Below are 21143 nucleotides of genomic sequence, written 5' to 3'. Positions count from 1 at the left end.
AGGTCCATGGCTCGCGCGCTGCGAAGGCGGGAGGCAAGTGTCGGGCAGACCTCCCTTACGCGGCCTTGCGCGCGCGAATCGTCTCGGCGATGGCGGCGCAGAACATCGCCCAGGAGAAGCCCACGGCGAAGCCGGCGAGAACGTCGGAGGGATAGTGCACGCCGAGGTAGACGCGGCTGACGCCGATGAGGACGACAAGGAGCCCGGCGATGGTGATGGCAACGGCGGAGACCCAGCGGCGGCCTCCGAGGCGGTGCAGAATGTACGCGAGGGTGATGTAGAGGACCATCCCCATCATCGCGTGGCCGGACGGGTACGATGCCTGGCCCACGTAGGGTGTGCGCCACTCGACGACCTGCGGGCGGTCGCGATCGAAGAGGGCCTTCAGGATCGGGCTGAGGATCCAGGCTCCGGCTACGGCCGCGGCCAGGAGGAGGGCATAATGGCGGCGCCCGAGCAGGGCGAGGAGGGCGGAGACGATGACCGTGATGGCGAGGGCCGCCGTGCCGCTGCCGAGGGAGGTGATTTCCAGCGCCAGAAGATCGCGGGCGGGCGAGGCGTAGCGGGCGAGCGCGCGCAGCGCCGCCTCGTCCATTCGCAGCGTCTCTCCCTGGAGGACCTCTTCGCTGAGCTCGGCCAGAGCCCAGAGCCCGAGCACCGCCACCGCGAGGCCCAGCACGAGCAGGAGCCCGCCGGCGGCGTACAGGTTCTGCACCAGACGCCGGGTCGCGCGTAGCGGCCCGGACAGCATTCGCGCGGGATACATGCGCCGAGGCGCATGCAAGCGAAGGGCTAGGACTTACCCGCCGCTCTTCTGCTTCAGGTGCTTGCGCACCTCCTCCACCACCTTGCGGGGTTCGACCGGCTTGGCGAGGTAGCCGTCGCAGCCGGCTTCCTGTGCCTTGGCGCGGTCGGTGGCGAGGGCGTGAGCGGTGAGGGCGATGATGGGGATCATCGAGGTGGTGGGGTCGGCCTTGAGCTGCCGGGTGGCTTCCCAGCCGTCGATCTTGGGGATCGAGACGTCCATCAAGATCAGGTCGGGACCGTCGGCGCGGGCGCGGCGGATTCCCTCCTCGCCATCAGCGGCTTCCAGGACCTGGAAGCCGAAGTGATCGAGAATCGTCCGGTAGACGAGCCGGTTGTCCTCGTTGTCCTCGACCAGCAGGATCTTGTGTCCGCTCATCCGTGATACCCGCGCGGAAGGCCGCGTCGCCGGAGGACGCCTCCAGGAGCCGCGCGCCGGACGAGCGAGCGGCGAGTGCCCCACGGGCTCGCGGGGCCACCGACCGAATAAACATAAGAATACCGGCGCGGGCCGAGCAGCGCCACTGCGGCCGCAATCCGGATCCCGGACCGGAAGGCGGTGGAACGAGCTACGAAGGGGGTCCCGGCGTTCATGCCCATGGACGCACTCGCGGGCGGGGGATGTGCCGAGCTGGTGTCGGGGAGTTCGACAGGTTGGCTCCGGCATCTTCGCACGCGAAGGATTCAAAGTCAAGGATCGTGGAAAGTCGCACTTAGTGTCCTGAAAGCATTGGAAGGCGGCTATTGATCGGCCGGCTGATGTGGCCGCAGCCGTCGCTGCCACGCTTGTGCGGCCATCCCCGCTCCGCATAGTTGATTGAACGTTCAACTCACCCGGCGGTGCATTCCACGCGCGAGCGGATCCTGGCGGCCGCGATGCGGCTCTTCCATGAGAAGGGGTACAACGCCACCAACCGCTGCGACCCAGGCGTCGAAGTTCGCGGCGAGCAGGTTGCGCACGGGCGGACTGCGAGGGAGGAGCTCGCGGATGGGAGCGGCGTGAAGGTAGACTCGGAGCTCCGATCGGGCACTGGCGGGATGCTTCGACAGGGGGACAGGGAGACAGGGAGACAGGGAGACAGGGAGACAGGGAGTGACAAGGCGACGGGGTGACAAGGCCGGCGGGCGCGCCGGCGCCGTTATCGTTCGCCGGTGCTGGCGGACAGCTTCGCGAGGTTGTCGGCGGCGCGTAAAGTCGAGCGGTGGTCCGGGCCGCGGAGGCGGAGCAGCGCCTCGTAGCCACGACGGAGCAGTGGCGCGGCCTCGTCACGGCGCCTCTGGGCGAGCAAGCAGGCGCCCAGCGAGCTCTCAGCCTGGGCTACCTGCGGGGACTCGGACGGATACACCCGGAGCCAGATCCGCAGCGCCTCGCGTAGCAGCGGCTCCGACTCCGCGTGTGCCCCACGCTCATGTGCCAGCAGGGCAACGCCCATGAGGCTGTTGGCGAGATCGGGGTGGTCGGGGCCGAGCAGACGTCGGCGCATCTCCGCGGCTTCGCGGTAGAGGCGCTCGGCGGTAGCGGGGTCGCCCTGCCGCTGCGCCTGGCTGGCGATGTTGTGCAGGGCGGCCGCCACGCTCGGGTGCTCGTCACCATAGGCCCGGCGCCGTAGCTCGAGCGATCTTCGCAGGAGCGAGTCCGCAGCCGCGTGCCTCCCGCCGTTGGCGAGGAGAAGCGCCAGGTTGTTCATGGTGACGGCCACGCTCGGGTGCTCCTCTCCGAGCGTGGCGATCTTCAAGCGCAGCGCCTCGCGGTAGCGCTCTTCGGCCTCCTCCAAGTTGCCGCGGCGCTCGAGCAGCGCCGCGAGATTGTTGACCGCAATGGCGACATCGGGGTGGTCCTCCCCCAGGGTGTGGCGCCGCACCTCGATCGCCTGGCGCAGGAACGAATCCGCCGCCTCGTACCGATTGGCGTCGATCAGCAGGACGGCGAGGTCGTTCATGGTGGTGGCCAGCTCGGGATGATCTTCTCCGAGAGCCTCCCGTTGGATCGCCAATGCCTCGCGGTAGAGGGGCTCCGCGGCGTGAGGCTCGCCGCGGCTCCTGAGCAGATGGCCGAGCGCGGCCAGCGTGGCCGCCACCTCCCGATCGCGCTCTCCCAGCAGGCGGCGACGCCGCTCGAGCGAGGCACGCAGGAGCTCCTCCGCCTGGGCGAGCTGCCCCCGGCGATGCAACACGTCGCCGAGTGCGGCCAGGGCCGCCGCCGAGGCCACCGTCTCGGCGTGCCGGCCGCCGCTCAGCCTCAGCGCCTCTCGGGCGTGGCGCTCCGCCTCAGCCAGCTCCTCCTGTAGCGCCCGTACACGCGCCAGCTCGAGGTGTACCTCGATTGCGCTTTCCAGATCGTCCGGTCCGTTGAGCTGCGGCACCTCCAGAGCGCTCTGCAGCAGCGCCACTGCCTGCGGATACTCGCCCAGGTTTCGATACGCCCTCCCCATAACAGTCATCAACGCGGCTCGCGTGCGCGGCTCCTCGGCCAGCTCACGCTCGATGCGTGCAGCACCGCGGTCGAGCAGCTCGCGAGCGGACACCGTGGCGCCCCTCCCCTGCTCCGGATCGGCCACACGGAAGAGCTCCTCGAGGAAAGCCGATACGCGCGCCGAGGTCGCCGCCTCCACACGGACACGATCCCGCTCGATCGCCGCGGCGCGCGCCTGCCAGGCGATACCAGCTCCGCCGCCGATCAGGGAGAGGACGACGAGAGCTCCCGCGGACACGGCCACACGGTGCCGACGCACCAGGCGGGAGGCCGCATAAAGGCGCGTCCCGCGCCGGGCGAGAACCGGCCGGCCTTCCAGAAAACGCTGGAGGTCCTCGGCCAGTTGGTCGGCAGTGGCGTAGCGCTCGGCCGGCTGCTTACGAAGGGCGCGTGCGACGATCGCATCCAGGTCGCCGCGCAGGCGCCGGGCAAGCCGTTGCGGGGTGGTGCCTCGGGCGTCGGCAATCTCGGTGGGGGTGAGACCCGCGGCGCCGACGTCCGACGCCCGGCCAAGGACCACCGACGGCGCGGTCGGCTCCTCCTCGAGGATGGCCCTCTCCAACTCGAAGGCAGAGCGGGGATCTGCCGCATAGGGCGCTCGACCGACGAGCAGCCGGTAGAGGAGCAGACCCAGAGCATAGATGTCGGTGGCGGTGGTGACCCGATCGCCGCGTACCTGCTCCGGGCTGGCGTAGTCCGGCGTCATCGGCCGCATCCCCGTGCGGGTCAGCCCGGTCTGGCCGCTTCCCGCCTCCGAGTCGAGCAGCTTCGCGATGCCGAAATCGAGCAGCTTCGGGCCGTGGCGCTCCGAGACCAGAATGTTGCCCGGCTTCAGATCGCGGTGCACGACCAGGTTCTGGTGGGCGAACTGCACCGCCCGGCAGACATCGATGAAGAGCGCGAGTCGCGCTTCGATCGACAGGCGGCGGCGGTCACAGAACCGGTCGATCGGATCCCCCTCTACGTACTCCATCACCAGGTACGGACGGCCGTCGTCGCTTACTCCACCGTCCAGTACCCGCGCAATATTCGGATGCTGAAGCCGGGCGAGGATCTGCCGCTCCTCGAGGAAGCGACGGATGGCGCCCTCCGTAGCAGCGGCGGCCGGCACCAGCTTCAACGCGACCTGCATGGTGAACTGGCCGTCGTCCCGCTCCGCCAGGTAGACCGTTCCCATCCCCCCGCGCCCCGCCTCCGCCACGATGCGGTAGGGGCCGACTCGCGGGGGAATCCGCGACCCTACCCCAGCCTCCGCGGTCTCCCCTTCTCCCTCCACCACCATATCCGCCGCCAGCTCCGCCGCCGGCCGGTCGAGAAATCCCTCCGCCCGCTCGCACGCTCGCAGCAGCCGCAACACCTCGTCGCGCAACGCCTCATCCTCCCCACACTCCCGCACCACGAACGCCTTCCGCTCGCCCGTCGGAAGATCGAGCGCGGCATCCACAACAGATTGGAGGCGGAGCCAGGACATGGCGGGGTAATTACGAATTACGAATTACGTATTGCTCAATTCAAATTTTGAATTATGAATTTTGAATTACGGATACTGACACCACTCTGCGTCCTCTGCTATCCTCTACGCCCTCTATAGCTGACTTGCAATCCGACAGCTCCGAGATCCCACTGGCCGCCAAGACATCGTAATTCGTAATTCGTAATTCGTAATTCGTAATTCGTAATTACAAATCATCGTAGAGCTCCGCATACAGCCAGCCCTTTGCTTTCGCCCAGTCGCGCCTGACCGTCCGGGGGGCGATGCCGAGGGCGGTGGCGGTTTCTTCCTCGGTCATGCCGCCGAAGAAGCGGCACTCCACGACCCTGGCCTGGCGGCCGTCGAGCTGGGCAAGTCGTTCGAGAGCCTCATCGAGCGCCAGCAGCACTCCGGCGCGTTCCTCCACGGGAAGTTCGGTCTCCTCGAGCGGGATTCGCTGCCGCGAGCCGGGGCGCTTCAGGGCGTGGTAGCGCCGGGCGTGGTCGATGAGGACGCGTCGCATGGCTCGGGCGGCGACGGCAAAGAAGTGCGCCCGATCGAGCGAACCCAGACGGTGGACGGCGGCCAGCCGCAAATAGGCCTCGTGGACGAGCCCGGTGGTGTTGAGCGTGTGGTCGTGACGTTCCAGGCGAAGCTGTCGGTGGGCGATGCGGCGCAGCTCGTCGTAGACGAGCGGGAGGAGCTGTTCCGGCTCCAACGGCCCTATAGCGTCGGCTGGAGATGGGGCCTGTTGGACGGCTGAAGCCGGGGACGAGACGGAGGACTCGTCAGGGGGCTGGGGAGCCATGGATCCGGGAAGGAGGCGGGAGGTGTCCGCTCCAGCGTGCGAACTGCGCGTTACCCGGTGAGGCGGCGCGCGAGGGCGTCGGCTCCGGAAGGTGGTTTCGAAGCTAATCACCATCCGGAGGGCTTACAAGGAACCTGCGGTCAGAAGGATCGATGCGCCTGCTCGTCCGCCCGATCCCCCACCCTGAGGCACGGAGGCGCTCATGACCCGACTGACGCGCGCGGGATTCAGGATCTCCACGGCAGTTGCCGGAGTGGCCCTGACGACGCTCGCCTGCCAGGAGCCCGGTACCGGGCCCGACGTCTCGGATAAGGAAATCTGGCGACTGGAGCTGGAGCAGACGGACGATGGGACCGAGGGTGGGGATATCGGCCGCCGCCGCGGGACCATCAACCTCGTGCTCCGGCTGAACCACACCACGCAGGCCGATCCCTCCTGTGCGGCCACGTCCCAACCGAACGCCACCACCTTTGTCGCCACGGTGGAGGCGCCCGCTTCCAGGTTGCAGGGCCCGACCGACGGCAGCGCCAACGGGAGCTGGAACTGCCACGGGTTCTCTGCCGAGGTACGCCTGGACGACGGTACCGTCTTCGAGCTCACCTCCGAGAGCCTGACCTTCGATCCGGGCCGCTCGATCGACCTGCAGACACCGATGCTGGCAAACCGCTGGAGCGCCGGAGGTCGCCGCGGTCACTTCCTTCTCGCGCCCGACGAGCGCTTCGAGTACGAACCGTTCGACACTCACCTGGACGTCCACGCGACGAACCAGTACGACGAAGAGGTGGACCTTTCGTTCTCCTTGCTCGACAGCGCGCGTGCCTGGAGTCACCACGATCTGACCTATTCCTTCGATCGCTTCCCCACGCTCGACCGGGCCATCCCGGTTCCCGCAGGTGAAACGCGAATCGCCTCCTTCCCGGCGCAGCCCCACCCAGACGCCCCCGGCGCCGAGCCCGCACCGTATCAGTACAGCATCTGGATCCGCTTCAGAAACCTCCCCTTCGGTTCGGACTCGTACGCCTTCCACTGCGTGATGGGAGCCGAGCGGCAGAGCCAGGCGTCCATCATCGTACACGAACCCGGGAACCTGGAGTGCGCCACCGGTTGGCTCGGTTCGATCGCCATCTTCCCCGATCCCCGTTACCTGTTCGTGCGGCCCGGTGAGACCCGGACGCTCAACTTCACCTCGTTCGACGTGGCCCGCGTAGAGGCCGAGATTCGCGAGCCAACCATCATGCCACGCGTCACCTCCTTCACCCTGGACGGCACCCAGGGGATGGGAGCCATCGAGGTCCGCGTCGGCCCCGACACACCCCGCCGGCCTCACTCATTGATCATCCGCGGGGAGGCGATCCTGTTCGAGCCCGACGAGGTGCTCGAGCCGGTGCCCCTGGAGGTGTACGACCTGGCGACCCTGATAGAGCCCGACACCGTGCGAATTGCTGCCGGCAGCCAAGCGTTGGTGGCGGTCCGGCTGGACCGCGACGGGCTCCTCGGGCTCGACGTAACCCTCGAGATCGATCAATTGCCTCCCGCCGGATTCCTGGTGCCGCCAACCTTCAGTCCGGCCGTGACGGAGGGCGACAGCAGCGCGCTTCTGCTGCGGATCGACGCCGAGGCATCCCCGGGCGCCCACGAGGTCACGGTCTGCGCACGCATCCGCGTCGACCCATCGCGTCGTTGCCACACGGATTCATTCGTGCTGGTGGTCACGCCGGCCCTGCCCGGCTTCGATCTGGAGGTGCGGAAGTCGGTCGATCGCGACACGGTGGCGGTGGGCGACACGGTCGTCTTCACGCTCACGGCCACCAACCACGGTCCCTCGATCGCGCACAGCGTCGCCGTGCGCGACCTGCTTCCCGACGGACTCACCTACCTGAGCGACAATGGCGCGGGCGCCTACTCACCCGAGACCGGCTTCTGGTCGTTGGGCAGCCTCCTCACTGGAAACGAGCGCACCCTGCGCATCCGGGCCATCGCCACCGCCACGGCGACGAACCGGGCGACGATCATTGCGGAATCGATCGGGGAGAGGGATGTGGGGAATAATGTGGCGGAGGTGGAGGTGGTGGTGGACGAATAGGGGAAGCTCGAGGGAGTTGGAGTTGGAAGTCAGGCGTTAGGAGTCGAGGAGTCGGTCTTCCTACCAATCCCTTCGAACCAGACAGGGTATGAAGCCAGAAGTTAGGAGCCAGAAGCCAGAAGAACGGACCTTCTGGCTCCTGGCTTCTGGCTTCTCCGACTCCTGGCCTCCCCCCACCTTCCGGTAGCCGGCGCGCGGAGGTCAGTCGTCGTCGTACAGGTCGAGATCGCCCCAGGAGCTCATCCAGTGGTAGACGGCGCGGTTGTCGACCACGGGCCGCGCGAAGGCGTGACCATTGCCGTTGGGCCAGAACCTTGGCCACGAACGCGCCCGAGTTGACGCCCATTTTGGTCCCACGACCGAAGTCCACTCCCTGGATGATCTGGCAATAGCTCACCCGCTCGGTCTTGGCGACGCTGAAGTGCCCCTCGGGTTTCTTCCGCATCGTGACGTGTGCGTCCTGCGGATGCAGCGCGAACTGGTTACAGAAAACTTCCGGGTTCCTCAGGAAATCGGCGTTGACATGCGCCACGACTACGCTCCCTGGTTCGATTTGAACCCGCATTGACTCGCCTGAACGGTCGCAAGATATACGGCGGCTCCTGACTCGTCCACGCTGCTGTGCGGCACCGGTGTGAGGCCGCCGCCGACGCAAATCCAGACCGGCAATCGAGCCTGCCGCGGACTGGCGCCAGCCCTATCCCCGGTTGACAGAAGACGCCTTCCTGGTGATCGTTGAGCACCCGCCGGCGGCCTCCAAAGGCCGGACCGGTCCGGGAGGCACCCACCCGACGAACAAGGTTGGCATGCGGAAGATCCTCATCGGCGTTCACCTCACAGGAACCGATAGGATCGGAGTGTATCCGCATGTCATCGACAGCCCACGCGAGCGACGCGCGCATCGTCGCAGAGCGGATTTCCTACGCGCCCGCTGAGGGGCGCCCGCTCTTCCAGGACCTCACTCTCTCATTCGGCCGAGAACGGACCGGGCTGGTCGGCGCGAACGGCTCGGGTAAGACCACGCTCGTTCGTCTGCTGGCGGGCGAGCTCGTTCCCGCGTCCGGTCACATCCACCGCGCGGCGATGGTCGCCGTGCTGCCGCAGGACTTCCGTCCGCCGCCGGAGGCGCCGCTCGCCACCATCCTGCGGGTCGACGAGCGCCTGGCCGCTTTGCGGCGCGCCGAGGCGGGGAAGGCTTCGCTGGAGGATTTCGAGATCATCGGCGAGAACTGGGACCTGCCGGAGCGCATCGAGGCCGTCCTGGCGCGGTTCGGTCTGGACTACTTCGCGCTCGATCGGCCGGTCGGCGCGGTGAGCGATGGAGAAGCGACCCGCGTCGCGCTCGCCGGTCTGGCGCTCGGGCGTCCGGACTTCCTCCTGCTCGACGAGCCCACCAACCATCTGGACGCGGACCACCGCCGTACCCTCTACGGCTTCGTGGAGGAGTGGACCGGCGGACTCCTCTGCGTCAGCCACGACCGCGAGCTGCTCCGACGAATGGACCGGATCGTCGAGCTGTCCACGCTGGGCGTGCGCCTATACGGAGGGAATTGGGACCAGTACGTCGAACTGCGCGAGATCGAGCGACAGGCGGCGGCGCAGGAGGTGGAGAGTGCCCGCGCCGACCTGCGTCGAGCGGAGCGCAGGGCCGTGGAGCTGCGAGAGCGTCAGGCCAGGCGCGGGGCGCAGGGGCGTCGCGCCCGGGCGACGGCCAACCTGCCGCGGATCCTACTGAACGGTCGCAAGGCGCAGGCGCAGGCAACGGCCGCGCGGGTGGGTCGCATCATCACCCGCGAGGTGGAGGAGCGGCGGAAGCGCGCCCGCGAGGCGCGGGAGCGGGTCGAGGCGCGGGAGCGGCCCCGCTTCGACCTGCCGTCGACCGGGCTCCCCGCGGGACGGGTGGTGCTGGAGCTGAACGAGGTCATGGTGCGCTTCCCCAGTGCGCCACGCGCAGTGCTGGACCGAGTTTCGCTCCGCATGGTAGGCCCCGAGCGGGTAGCCCTGGTGGGTCCGAACGGCAGTGGGAAGTCGACCCTGCTGCGGGTGGCCACTGGTCAGCTCACGCCTCAGGCGGGAAGCGTGCGCCGCCTCCCCGATGAGGAGATCGCGGTGCTCGATCAGCACGGGTTGAATCTCGATCCCGAGCGTTCGGTGCTCGAGAATTTCCGCGCCTACCATCCCGACCTCGAGCCAACGTCCGCGCGGTATGCACTGGCCCGTTTCCTCTTCTCCGACGAAGCGGCGCTCCAGCTGGTGGGCACGCTGAGCGGAGGTCAACGCTTGCGCGCATCGCTGGCCTGCGTGCTCGCCGGGAGTCGTCCGCCTTCCTTCCTCGTGCTCGACGAGCCCACGAACCATCTGGACCTGGAGGCGATCGAGGCGCTGGAGAGCGCGCTGCGCGACTACGACGGGGCGCTTCTGGTAGCGAGCCACGACGCCGATTTTCTGGCGGCAGTGCGGGTTGAAAGGACGGTGAATCTGCGCACGGGGTGAGGTGGCGACGGTGGCAATGGCGACTCAGGGAAACCCGGACAGATTGAGCGCGTATCACCCGGCGTCCGACGGCTCGAATCTCGCCACGCACCGGCGGCCGAGCTTTACCGAATTGCAGCGTACGAGCATGACCGCCCCGTGGCCACCATTGTCGAGACCGTAGAGACACCGCCCCGCCAGACCCGTCGATCGCTGGTTCTCACCGCCCTGGTGGTGGCGATGTTCCTGGCGGCCATCGAGGGGACCATCGTGGCCACAGCCATGCCCAGCATCGCATCGCGGCTGGGCGGCTTCTCCCTCTATAGCTGGGTCTTCTCGTCTTACCTGCTGATGCAGGCCGTCACCACTCCGATCTTCGGGAAGCTGGCGGACCTGTACGGCCGCAAGCCGGTCTTCGTTGCCGGCGTCAGCATCTTCCTCCTGGGAGCCACCCTGTGCGGCTTCGCCGCCTCTATGGGGATGCTGGTTGCCTTCCGCTTCGTTCAGGGGATCGGAGCGGGGGCCGTGCTGCCGATGAGCGCGACCCTTGCCGGCGACCTCTACTCGCTCCGCGAGCGGGGGCGCATCCAGGGCTATTTGGCGAGCGTATGGGGGATCTCCTCGATCCTGGGGCCGCTCGCGGGCGGGATCATCGTGCAGCACCTGCACTGGCACTGGATCTTCTGGCTGAACCTCCCCTTCGGAATCGCCTCACTGGCGTTGATCGGCCTCTTCCTGCACGAGAAGGTCGAGCACCGGGAGCGCAGCGTGGACTACGTAGGCGCGGCGCTCCTGCTGGCCGGCCTCTCCGCGATGATGCTGGCGCTCACCCAGGCTGAATCGTGGGGCGTGTCGTGGGCCCTGCTGCTCGGCGCGGGTGGATTGGTGCTGCTGGGCCTATTCTACCGTCAGCAGCGCGCCGCTCCGGACCCGATGATGCACCTCGAGCTCTGGGCGAACGAGATCATCCGGCGGGGCAATCTGGCCATCCTATGCGCGGGCATCGCGATGATCGGCCTCATCACCTTCCTTCCGACGTTCGTACAGGGGGTGCTCGGCAGGAGCGCATTGGTGGCGGGCTTCACGCTGTCGGGGATGTCGATCGGTTGGCCGATCGCCTCGGTGGTCGCGGGCCGGACCTTCGTGCGGCTTGGCGTGCGCACCCTGGCGCGGGCCGGTGGCGTCTTCGTGACGGTGGGCGCGGCGATCGTGGCGATCTTCGCCACGCGCGGCCCGCTGGAGGCGGGTCTCGGCGCCTTCCTCATGGGGATGGGCTTTGGCCTGCTGAACACCACATACATCGTGGCGATCCAGACCAGCGTGCCCTGGGCACAGCGCGGAGTGGCGACGGCCACGAACATGCTGATGCGCAACCTCGGCAACGCGATCGGGGCCGCGATGCTGGGAGGGGTGCTGAACGTTCGCCTCGCTAGCTACATCGAGGCGCGGGGCCTGGCTTCGACGATCTCGCTCGATAGCGTTCGCGACCTGATCCAGCACGGTGAGGGGACCGCGCTTTCAGGGGTGAGCGAGCAGGCCCTGACGGTGCTGCGGGGCGGACTGTCGGACAGCCTGGTCCTGGTCTTCTGGATCGTCGCGGCGTTCGCGATCGCGATTCTGTTGATCAGCGCCCGGGTGCCCGACCTGAGTCCCGACCAGATGAACGAAGACGCACGCGCAGGCCCATGAGCGACGAACGACCCACCCCGCCGGAAAGACGGAATCCCGGATATCCCGCCGCGCACGCGGTGGCCGGGGCGGTGGAGTCGCATTTAATCGCCGCCCGCGCCGGAGTTGAAAACGTGCGCGAGCTTCCCCCGGTTCCCGGCCGGGGCGACATCGAGGCGATCGTGGACACCGCCTTCTGGGCAAGCCTGCGCCGGGAGGAGGGCCGCTCACCCCGGATCTCCCTCGCCTACCTGCCGCCCAACCTGGCCTCGGCGCCGCTGCTCTTCGAACGGAAGCTCTCTTTTAGCGCCGGCTCGCTGACGCACCTCGCGCCGGCGGTCGAACGCCCGGGAATCCACCTGGGCGTTTGGCGCTTCGACGGCGACCTGCGGATATGGGGCACCACCCGAACGGTGCCCTGCTACTGCTTCGTGCTGGAGGTGGTGCAGCCGGGTTTGCTGGTCATCAAGTACCGCCGCGGGCGCGGACCGGGGAAATTCGGCAACGTCGCGGTGCTGGAGGGGGATGAGGTCCGCATCCTCGACCATGAGGGGCTGGGTCGGAACGAGTACACGCCCACGATGAACGCCCTGCTCGGGCTCGATCCGGACGCGCTCTGGAACGAGCCGACCAATGCCTTGGTGGAGCTGGCGGTATCGATGCGGGCCCATGGCCGCGGCGGATCGCTCCTGGTCGTGCCCACAGAGAGCACGACCTGGCAGGAGTCGATCGTGAAGCCGATCCGTTACTCAGTCGCGCCGCCACTGGCGGAGCTCGCCGAGCTGATGCGGGTGGATCCCGAGAGACGCTCCGACCCGCGCTGGATGGCCGACTTCCAGCGGGCGGTGGCCGCCGTCGCCGGGCTCACCGCCGTGGACGGGGCCACTGTGATCAACGAGCGCTTTGACGTGCTCGCTTTCGGGGTGAAGATCGGTCGGCGAGAAGGGTGCGGGCCGGTCGAGGAGGTGCTGGTGAGCGAGCCGGTGCTGCACCGCCCGCGCCGGCTGCTCCACCCCTCGGCGATGGGCGGCACCCGCCATCTGTCCGCCGCCCAGTTCGCCCACGACCAGCACGACGCCCGGGCCCTCGTCGCCTCCCAGGACGGCCGCTTCACGGTCTTCGCCTGGAACCCGAAGGACGAGCGAGTGAATGCGCACAGGATAGAGGCGCTGCTGCTTTGAAGAATTACGAATTACGAGTTACGAATTACGAATTACGAATTACGAACTACGGCATTCTAGCCCAGAGGCGATGGAGGGCGCAGAGAAGCTCGGCGCCAGTATCTCCGTGCCCTTTCCTTTGATCCCTGAAGCCTCTGTGTTGGCCTTAAAATTCGTAATTCGTAACTCGTAATTCCTGCTAGTAGCCGGGATTCTGCTCCAGCTTCGCGTTGGTCTCCATCGCGCTCAGGGGGATGGCGAAGAGGGTGCGGTGGTCGCCGTTGGGGCGGTGGTTGAACCAGGTCTTCTTGGTGAAGACGCCGAAGCGGATCAGATGCTGGCGCCGGTGGCCCTCGGCGGCGAACTCCCAGCCCAGCTCATCGAGGAAGCGGCCGTACTGAACGTCATCGCCGCCGCCGGTCACGGGCGTGCCCCCGGGCCCGGTCTTCACGACTCCGTCCACGTCGTACCAGCCGTAGTTGTAAGAGCTTCCCTCCATCAGCTGCGCGCCGGTCACCCTCGCTTTCGCGGGGTCGGTCTCGGCGAAGGCGCGCTCCCGGACCTGCGTCACCAGCTCCGCGGCATCGTCCGCATTCCCCGTTCGCAGACGCGCCTCGGCCTGCATCATCAGCACTTCGGCGTAGCGCAGGATCGGGTAATCGACGTCCGAGCTACCGGTCATCCCCGGGTAGATCTCGTACTTCTTGACCGGGTAGCCGTGATGGAACTCGGTGTCGGTAATCGACGGGACGTGCTTGACGAAGTCGTACCCCCGCCCCTCGTCGTCGAACTGAGGACCCATCAGCCAGGTGTCCTCCAGGCGAGTATCGTCCTCGTCATAGGTGTCGATGAACTGCGGATTGGAGGCACTGCCGCCCCACGGCTGCGCCTGCATGTCGAAAACGAAGCGCAGCTCCGGCTTGAGCGTCTTCATATGGAAGCTGCTCCCGGGGGCGTTGATGGCGTCGTAGGGGACCGCCCAGATCAGTTCCTGTGAGGTGTGATTCTCCCGCGCGAAGGCGTCGCTGTAGTTCGCCTCCAGGGCGAATTCCCCCGAATCGATGATCTGTTGGGTGAGGGCGATCACTTCGTCGTACTCGGGGGTGCCGACGTACACCTCGGCGTTCAGGTGGACGCGGGCGAGGATCCCGATGGCTGCCCACCGGTTCATCCGGCCGTACATCGCCGTGCCGGTCTCCTCGGAGAGCTCGGGAATGGTGCTGGTCAGCTCGCTCACCACGAACTGGTAGACCTCATCCCGACTGGACTGCTCGGGTGGTTCGGCCTGGGTGAAGTCGATCACCACGGGCACGTTCCCGAAGGCGTCGAGCAGCAGGTAGTAATAGTACGCCCGCAGCGCCCGTAGCTCGGCGACGATCGCCGCCTTCGCCTCCTCCTCCACCGGGACGATGCCCGATTCGAGCTGGTGGATGACCCGGTTGGCTGAGTTGATCCCGCTGAAGGAACGGTTCCAGAGGGCGTCCGGCTGCCCCTGTCCCGCGTCCCAGCGGTGCTCGTGCAGGCGTATGTAGGTGCCGCCGTCGTACCAGCCGTTCGGCCGCACCGGGGTGAGGAAGGCGTCGGCGGTCTCCTCCTGGAAGTCGAGGTTTCCGTACCACCCCATCCAGATGTCGCGCAGCGGCGTGTAGGCGGGCGCCATCAGCGCCGCCAGGTCGCTGGCGGTGGGATTGAAGTTCGCCTCGGTGATCTCCGTGTAAGGGACCTCGGTGAGGTCGGTGCAGGCGGCGGCGTTCAGGGCGAGCCCCACCGCGAGGAGTGCCGGGAGGCCCCTACCGTTGATGCGTCTCATCGCAGCCTATCCTTTCAGAACGTCAGGCTCATGCCCGCGGTGAAGGTGCGCGTGGTCGGATACTTGTCGCGGTGATCGATACCGGGAGCGAGGCCGGTGGTGTCGACCTCCGGGTCGAGCCCCTTGTAGCCGGTGATGGTCAGCAGGTTACTCCCGGCCACGTAGATCCGCGCGTTGGAGAGCACCCCCGACAGCCGACCCAGCAGGCCGTCACCGAGGGTGTAGCCCAGGGTCACATTGTCGAGCTTCCAGTAATCCCCGTCCTCGATGTAGTAGCTGACGTAGGCGAGGTCGTAGTCGAGCAAGCGCTTGCCGTAGACCGGCTCGAAGGCCGATTCGAGCATGTTGTACTGCAGGATGGTGGGGTTCGAGTAGTACATCTCCTGGAAGTTCAGGATCTGAAAGCCGAAAGCCCCACGCATGTTCACGTTGAGGTCGAAGTTCCCGAAGCGGGCGGTGTTGTTGAGCGAGAGGTAGTGCTTCGGGACGCCGTTGCCGATCACGCGCCGATCGCCCTCGGTGACGTCGCGGATCGAGATGCGATCGCCCTCGGCGCTGAGCACGATCCACTCGCCGTTCTCGTCGATGTCCACCGACTCGAAGCCGTAGAAGTTGCCGATGGGACCGCCAACGTCGATGCGGTGGGTGGGGAGCTGGATGGGCTCACCCGTGTGCCCCGCGTAGAAGTAGTCGCTGTCGGGTTGATAGACATCGTTGGAGAGGCTGACGAGGCGGTTCGAGTTGGTCGAGTAGTTCGCGGTGGCGGTCCAGCTGAAGCGATTGCCGCGGAAGACGTCGAAGCCGACCTGCGCCTCCAACCCCTGGTTCCGCATGTGGCCGACGTTGGCGAGGATGGAGCCGTACAGGTTCGGAGGCACGGGGACGGAGTAGTTGTACAACATCCCCTTGGTGTCCCGGCGGTACACGTCGACTGAGCCGTTCAGGCGATAGTCGAACAGGGCGAAGTCCAGGCCGACATTCACCTCCTCCTTTCGTTCCCAACGCAGGTCCGGGTTGGGATTGCGAGCGGGGGAGAGTCCCTGCACCCACTCACCGTTGTAGAGGAAGCGAGGGCCGTAGTCGTAGCTGGTGAGTGACAGGTAGTTGCCGTTGGGGGCGATGCCGGTCACCCCGAAGCCGGCGCGTAGCTTCAGGTCGTCGATGAAGGTCGCGCTCTGGAGGAACGTCTCCTGGCTGAGCCGCCATCCGGCCGAGATCGCGGGGAACAACCCCCACTTGTGATCCGCGCCGAAGCGCGAATTCCCCTCGTACCGGACCGATCCCATCAACAGGAAGCGGTCGTCCCAGTCGTAGTTCAGGCGGCTGAAGAAGCCGATGATCTTGTTCCCCTGCTTGTAGCTTCCCATGTCGGCGTTGCCGGTGTTGAGGGCGTCGCCGGCGCCGAGCTGGTCGTAACCGAACTGGTCGGTGGGGAAGCCGTAGGTGCTGACGTCGAACCCTTCCTCCAGGAAGTCCTGGTAGCTGTAACCTCCCAGCAGGGTGATGTCGTGCGAGCCGAAAGCACGCTCGAAGGTGCCGGTGAACTCGAGGATGCGGTCGCGGTTGGCGTCCGTGCGGCGAGCGGCAGTCCCGTTCAGGCCCGACTGGGTGGTGTTGACGTGCCGGAAGGTGGTGGCCGTTCCCCAGATCGAGTTTCCCCGCTCGGTGCCGACGAGCAGGGAGAGGCGGAGCGGCTCGATCGGCTGCAGGGTGACGGTACCGTGGAGCCGAACGATACGTGACTCGAAGCCACCATTCTCCTCGTGGAGGAGGCCAAGCGGATTGGTATAGAAGTAGGTGCCCCGCTCCTGCCAGTTGCCGTCGTCGTCGCGGATGCGGTCGGTAGGATTCCGGATCAGCGCCTGCCGCCAGATGTAGTTGAAGTCCGGGCCGTCGAAGTAGTCCTGGTTGCGGCCTACCAGGTTGAGATCCGCGGTAAGACGGCCATCCCACATCGAGTGGTTGACGTTGATGCGGCCGGTCATCTCGCGGTTGTCCGAGCGCAGGAAGATCCCCTCCGCGTCTTCATAGTTGAAGGACGCCGTGTAGCTGGTGTTCGAGGCTCCGCCGGAGAGGGTGAGGCTGTGGTTCTGGCTGATGGGGTTGCGCAGCACCTCGTCCTGCCAGTCCGTCTCGTATCCCAGGTCTTCGAAGGCGTAGCCCTCTTCGATGAGGCGTCGGTAGTCGTCGGCGTCGAGGAAGTCGGGAGTTCGGTAGAGGGTCGAGTAGCTGGCGTAGGTATCGTAGTGGATGGTCGGGGCGCCGCCTCGGAACTTCTTGGTGGTGATGAGGATCACGCCGTTCGAGGCGCGTGAGCCGTAGACCGCGGCCGCGGACCCGTCCTTGAGCACGCTGATGCTCTCGATGTCCGCCGGCGCGACCGTCTCCAGCGTGCCGGGGACCCCGTCGACCAGGACCAGGGGCTCGCGCGGGCCGTTGATGGTGGTGGCGCCACGCAGGCTGATGCGGGTACCCGCGCGGGGATCGCCGCTGGGGGTGGAGACGGCGAGGCCGGCGATCTTGCCGGCGACCAGGGACGCGGCGTCTCGCGCCGGGGTCTGGACGAATTCGTCCTCCGAGACGCTGGCGACCGCGCCAGTGACCTCCTCGCGACGCTGCGTGCCGTAGCCGACCGCGACGATCCCCTCCAGCTGCACGGCCGACGGTTCGAGCCGCAGGTCGGCGGTCGCGGTCTGCCCGGCAGCGAGCGTGACCTCGACGGTTGCCTCGGCGTAGCCGAGCAGGCTGGCACGGAGGGTATGCGAGCCTCCCGGCACCTCCTCGATCGTATAGCGACCGTCGGGGCCGGAGAGGGCGCCCAGCGTGGTGCCCACCACGCTGACGGCGGCGCCGGCGAGGGGCTCCCCGCTCAGCGAGGTGACGAGCCCGGTGATGCGGCCCTGCGTCTGCGCCGACGCCCCGGAGGCGAGGACGAGCGACAGGGCCAGGAGGAGCGCGGACCATCTCATGGCAAGAGGCCTCCTGTGGGTGGTGGAGAGCGGCCGCGGAGTGCGGCCGGGACGGGCGCGAGCCCTCCCGAGCGGGGGCGAGCGGACGATCCTCCCGGCCGGGAGGGATGCGCATGGCAAGTATATTTTATCCAATCTGCTGATGGCGCAAGAGAGTTGTGGGCGCGAAATGCCGTACTCCTGCCCGTACGATCCTCTTTTCATTGGCACAGATCGGATATAATATCCTTCACGGAATGGTGGAGCTGCGGGTTCGGGAGAAGCGGGGCGGGTGGGGCTAAATACCGCCCTGGGTAGTGGTTGCGCGCTCGGGCCCGCGGCCGCATGTTGGAGCGGTCCGTGTCGACCGCTCTCCTCTCGCCCCTCCAAGGGTATGGCCCCCAGACAGACGTCGTCGCGCTCGTCGCGAGCTTCTCCCGCGCGCGGGGGTGTGCCGCGCAAGACCGTCGCGATGCTGGTGCTCGAGGCGATTCGCGATCGGATCCTGCACGGCGATTACCCTGAAGGGACGCCGCTGCGACAGGACGCCATCGCCGCGGAGCTGGGCGTCAGCCGAATCCCCGTCCGCGAAGCGCTGCGTCAGCTCGAGGCGGAGGGGCTGGTCAGCTTCAGCCCGCACGTGGGGGCGATCGTCTCCACCCTGTCGCTGGACGAGATCCGGGAGGTGTTCGAGCTGCGCGCGCTGATCGAGGCGGACCTGCTGCGCCGCGCCTTTCCACATCTCACCCGCGAGGTGCTGGACCGCGCCGAGGCAGTGCTGGACGACTACGAGGAGGCGCTCGAGAAGGGGGATGTCCGTGCGTGGGGGACACTCAACTGGCTCTTCCATTCCACCCTGTATCTCCCGGAACGGCACCCGCTCGCGATCAACATCGTGCAGCAGCTGCACAACCACAGCGACCGCTATCAGCGCATGCAGCTCAAGCTGACCCACGGAGAGACCCGCGCGAACCGGGAGCACCGGGCGATCCTCAGCGCGGTGCGCGAAGGCGAGCAGCAGCATGCCATCTCCCTGCTCAGCTCCCATATCCTCGGAGCGGGTCGCGGCCTGATCGAGTTCCTGCGCAGTCAGCGGGAAGCACCGCTCGACGAGACCGCCCGGGAGACCAAATGACCCGTAGCCCCACCACTCGTGATGAGCGGCTCGCCTCCGACGGACGCCGATCAGGCGCGCCCGGCGAGCACGCGTCAGCCGCGAGCGAGGGCGCGCAGGTCGCCGGCGACGAGCGCGTGAGCATCGCTACCGGGCGGGCCGGTGCTTCGACCCCGACGAAGGGCGGTGGCTCGCACCCCATGCCTGATGAAGCGGGGCACGGATTGGATCCAATCTGGCCCGCCTCGGTCGAGGTGATCGACTCGCACACGGAGGGGGAGCCGACGCGGGTGGTGATTGCCGGCTGGCCGCCGCCGGCGGGCGCGACGATGGCAGAACGCCGCGCCGACATGGCGGCGCGCTTCGACCATCTTCGTCGCGCGGTGGTGCAGGAGCCGCGCGGGCACGAGGCGGTGGTGGGTGCGCTGCTCACCCCGCCCGTCGAGGCTGACTCCCAGGTGGGGGTCGTCTTCTTCAACAACGTCGGCTACCTGGGGATGTGCGGACACGGCCTGATCGGGGTGGTCCGCACGCTGGAGCACATGGGAAGGATCAGCCCCGGAGGGGTGCGCATCGACACGCCGGTGGGGACAGTGAGCGCCGAGCTCGCGCCCGACGGGCAAGTGACGCTGCGCAACGTACCGGCCCGGGCATACGCGCTGGACGTCGAGGTCCAGGTCCCGGGTATCGGGGCGGTGCGCGGTGACGTCGCCTGGGGCGGCAACTGGTTCTTCATCGCCCATCTGCCGGAACCCGCGCTCGAGCTGCGCAACCTGGCCGAGCTGCTGTCGGTGACCCGCCGCGTCAGGGCCGCGCTGCGCGACAGCGGGGTCACCGGCGAGGGCGGCGCGGAAATCGACCACGTCGAGCTGTATGCGCCCTCGCCCACACCGGGCGTCGACACGCGGAACTTCGTGCTCTGCCCCGGCGGCGAGTACGATCGCTCCCCGTGCGGTACCGGCACATCGGCCAAGCTGGCCGTCCTGTACGCGCGCGAAGAGCTGCGGCCCGGACAGGAGTGGCGCCAGGAGAGCATCACCGGGGGGCTCTTCACCGGCTGGCTACAGGAGGATGGGGGCGAGCTGGTGCCCCACATCCGGGGGAGTGCGTACGTGACCGCGCGCGCCACGCTCCTCTTCGACCCCGCCGATCCGCTCCGCGGCGGATTTTCGCCGGCCGATCACTGATGGCCAGCAGCCACGCGGTGGTGATCGGCGGGGGAATCGTAGGGGCTGCCTGCGCGCACGCGCTGGCGCGAGAAGGGATGGCGGTGACGCTGCTGGAATCGGCGTTCGTGGGGGGTGGGACCACCGCCGCGGGGATGGGTCACTTGGTGGTCATGGACGACTCCGAGGAGCAGCTCGCCCTGACCGCCCTCTCCCTGCAGCTGTGGGAGGAACTGGCGGACGCCCTGCCAGGCGCCTGCGAGTGGGATCCGTGTGGTACGCTGTGGCTGGCCGAGGACGTGCAGCAACTCGAGGCGGTGCGGCGGAAGCAGGAGCTGTACGCGCGCGCCGGCGTTTCCACAGAGATCCTGGACAGCGCGGCTCTGCTCGAGGCCGAACCGATGCTGCGCCCGGGGCTGGCGGGCGCGCTGCTCGTTCCGGGCGACCGGATACTGTATCCCCCGGGGGCGGCGCGATTCTTCGCCGAGGAGGCGCAACGCTCGGGGGCACTGTTCCGGGAAGGGGTCGCGGTACGGGAGATCAGGGCGGGCGAGGTGGTGCTGGCGAATGGCGAGCGGGTGCGCGGGGATCTCGTGGTGAACGCGGCCGGAGCGGCCGCGCCGGCGCTCATGCCCGGCTTGCCGATCGTGCCGCGTAAGGGGCACCTGGCGATCACCGACCGCTACCCGGGGTTCTGCCGCCATCAGTTGGTAGAGCTGGGCTACCTGACCAGCGCCCACGTGATGAGCTCGGAATCGGTCGCCTTCAACGTGCAGCCACGACGCACGGGCCAGCTGCTGATCGGGTCCTCGCGTGAGCTGGTGGGGTGGGACGGGCGAACCAACCGGGCCGTCCTGGGGGCAATGCTGCGCCGGGCGGTCGACTTCCTTCCGCGCCTGTCGGAACTGGCGGTGACCCGGGTGTGGACCGGTTTCCGTCCCGCCACCGCTGACAAGCTGCCCCTGATCGGTCCCTGGGAGGAGGTGCCCGGTCTCTGGATCGCGGCAGGGCACGAGGGTTTGGGAATCACCACGGCGCCCGCAACGGCGCGCATCCTGGCGGATCTGATTCTCGACCGCACGCCACCGATCGACCCGCGGCCGTACCTGCCCGGCCGGGTGCAGGCCCAGGCAGCGAGCCCCTACGAAGCCACGCCCTGATTGTCG

General features: G+C 67.7%; 14 protein-coding genes. 8 read left to right on the top strand and 6 right to left on the bottom strand.

Annotated features, from left to right (window positions below):
- Positions 1 to 55: 55 nt before the first annotated feature.
- Together VF167_00745 and VF167_00740 are read right to left on the bottom strand one after the other, a co-directional pair.
- Positions 56 to 766, bottom strand: coding sequence for a phosphatase PAP2 family protein (locus tag VF167_00745; protein ID HEX6923926.1), 711 nt, complete (start codon positions 764 to 766; stop codon positions 56 to 58).
- 33 nt (positions 767 to 799) lie between these two features.
- Positions 800 to 1183: a response regulator gene (locus tag VF167_00740; protein HEX6923925.1), complete on the bottom strand. Its 384-nt coding sequence runs from the start codon at positions 1181 to 1183 to the stop codon at positions 800 to 802.
- 434 nt (positions 1184 to 1617) lie between these two features.
- On the opposite strand from VF167_00740, the gene VF167_00735 reads away from it, so the two are divergent.
- Positions 1618 to 1917, top strand: a complete 300-nt coding sequence (locus VF167_00735; protein ID HEX6923924.1) for a hypothetical protein — start codon at positions 1618 to 1620, stop codon at positions 1915 to 1917.
- Between the two features lie 26 nt (positions 1918 to 1943).
- Here the strand turns inward: VF167_00735 and VF167_00730 are convergent, their stop codons facing one another.
- Positions 1944 to 4748 (bottom strand): serine/threonine-protein kinase, encoded by a 2805-nt coding sequence (locus VF167_00730; GenBank protein HEX6923923.1) that lies wholly within the window; start codon positions 4746 to 4748, stop codon positions 1944 to 1946.
- 208 nt (positions 4749 to 4956) lie between these two features.
- Positions 4957 to 5466 (bottom strand): ECF-type sigma factor, encoded by a 510-nt coding sequence (locus tag VF167_00725; GenBank protein ID HEX6923922.1) that lies wholly within the window; start codon positions 5464 to 5466, stop codon positions 4957 to 4959.
- Between the two features lie 292 nt (positions 5467 to 5758).
- Between VF167_00725 and VF167_00720 the strand changes: the two genes are divergently transcribed.
- From VF167_00720 to VF167_00705, 4 genes are all read left to right on the top strand, one after another.
- Positions 5759 to 7639, top strand: a complete 1881-nt coding sequence (locus tag VF167_00720; GenBank protein HEX6923921.1) for a DUF11 domain-containing protein — start codon at positions 5759 to 5761, stop codon at positions 7637 to 7639.
- A gap of 867 nt (positions 7640 to 8506) precedes the next feature.
- Positions 8507 to 10132 carry an ABC-F family ATP-binding cassette domain-containing protein gene (locus VF167_00715; GenBank protein HEX6923920.1) on the top strand — a complete coding sequence of 542 codons (1626 nt, stop codon included), beginning with the start codon at positions 8507 to 8509 and terminating at the stop codon, positions 10130 to 10132.
- A 138-nt stretch (positions 10133 to 10270) separates the two neighbouring features.
- On the top strand, positions 10271 to 11800 hold the full coding sequence (locus VF167_00710; GenBank protein ID HEX6923919.1) for an MDR family MFS transporter: 1530 nt from the start codon (positions 10271 to 10273) through the stop codon (positions 11798 to 11800).
- On the top strand, positions 11797 to 12960 hold the full coding sequence (locus VF167_00705; GenBank protein HEX6923918.1) for a hypothetical protein: 1164 nt from the start codon (positions 11797 to 11799) through the stop codon (positions 12958 to 12960). The genes VF167_00710 and VF167_00705 overlap by 4 nt, the downstream gene beginning before the upstream one ends.
- Before the next feature lie 178 nt (positions 12961 to 13138).
- On the opposite strand, the gene VF167_00700 is transcribed toward VF167_00705, so the two are convergent.
- A complete protein-coding gene (locus VF167_00700; GenBank protein ID HEX6923917.1) occupies positions 13139 to 14749 on the bottom strand; it encodes a RagB/SusD family nutrient uptake outer membrane protein in 1611 nt (536 codons plus the stop codon).
- 14 nt (positions 14750 to 14763) lie between these two features.
- Positions 14764 to 17718, bottom strand: a complete 2955-nt coding sequence (locus VF167_00695) for a SusC/RagA family TonB-linked outer membrane protein (protein ID HEX6923916.1) — start codon at positions 17716 to 17718, stop codon at positions 14764 to 14766.
- A 430-nt stretch (positions 17719 to 18148) separates the two neighbouring features.
- Between VF167_00695 and VF167_00690 the strand changes: the two genes are divergently transcribed.
- The 3 genes from VF167_00690 to VF167_00680 are packed head-to-tail and all read left to right on the top strand — an operon-like array spanning position 18149 to position 21137.
- Positions 18149 to 18832, top strand: a complete 684-nt coding sequence (locus tag VF167_00690; GenBank protein ID HEX6923915.1) for a GntR family transcriptional regulator — start codon at positions 18149 to 18151, stop codon at positions 18830 to 18832.
- The gene (locus VF167_00685) at positions 18829 to 19998 is read left to right on the top strand and encodes a proline racemase family protein (GenBank protein ID HEX6923914.1); all 1170 of its coding nucleotides are present in this window, start codon (positions 18829 to 18831) and stop codon (positions 19996 to 19998) included. The genes VF167_00690 and VF167_00685 overlap by 4 nt, the downstream gene beginning before the upstream one ends.
- On the top strand, positions 19998 to 21137 hold the full coding sequence (locus VF167_00680) for an FAD-dependent oxidoreductase (GenBank protein HEX6923913.1): 1140 nt from the start codon (positions 19998 to 20000) through the stop codon (positions 21135 to 21137). The genes VF167_00685 and VF167_00680 overlap by 1 nt, the downstream gene beginning before the upstream one ends.
- Positions 21138 to 21143 lie beyond the last annotated feature (6 nt).

The sequence above is a fragment of the Longimicrobiaceae bacterium genome, assembly GCA_036375715.1.
Lineage (GTDB): Bacteria > Gemmatimonadota > Gemmatimonadetes > Longimicrobiales > Longimicrobiaceae > DASVBS01.
The sequence above is the reverse complement of the archived record's forward strand: the minus strand, read 5'-3'. Positions and strand labels throughout refer to the sequence as shown.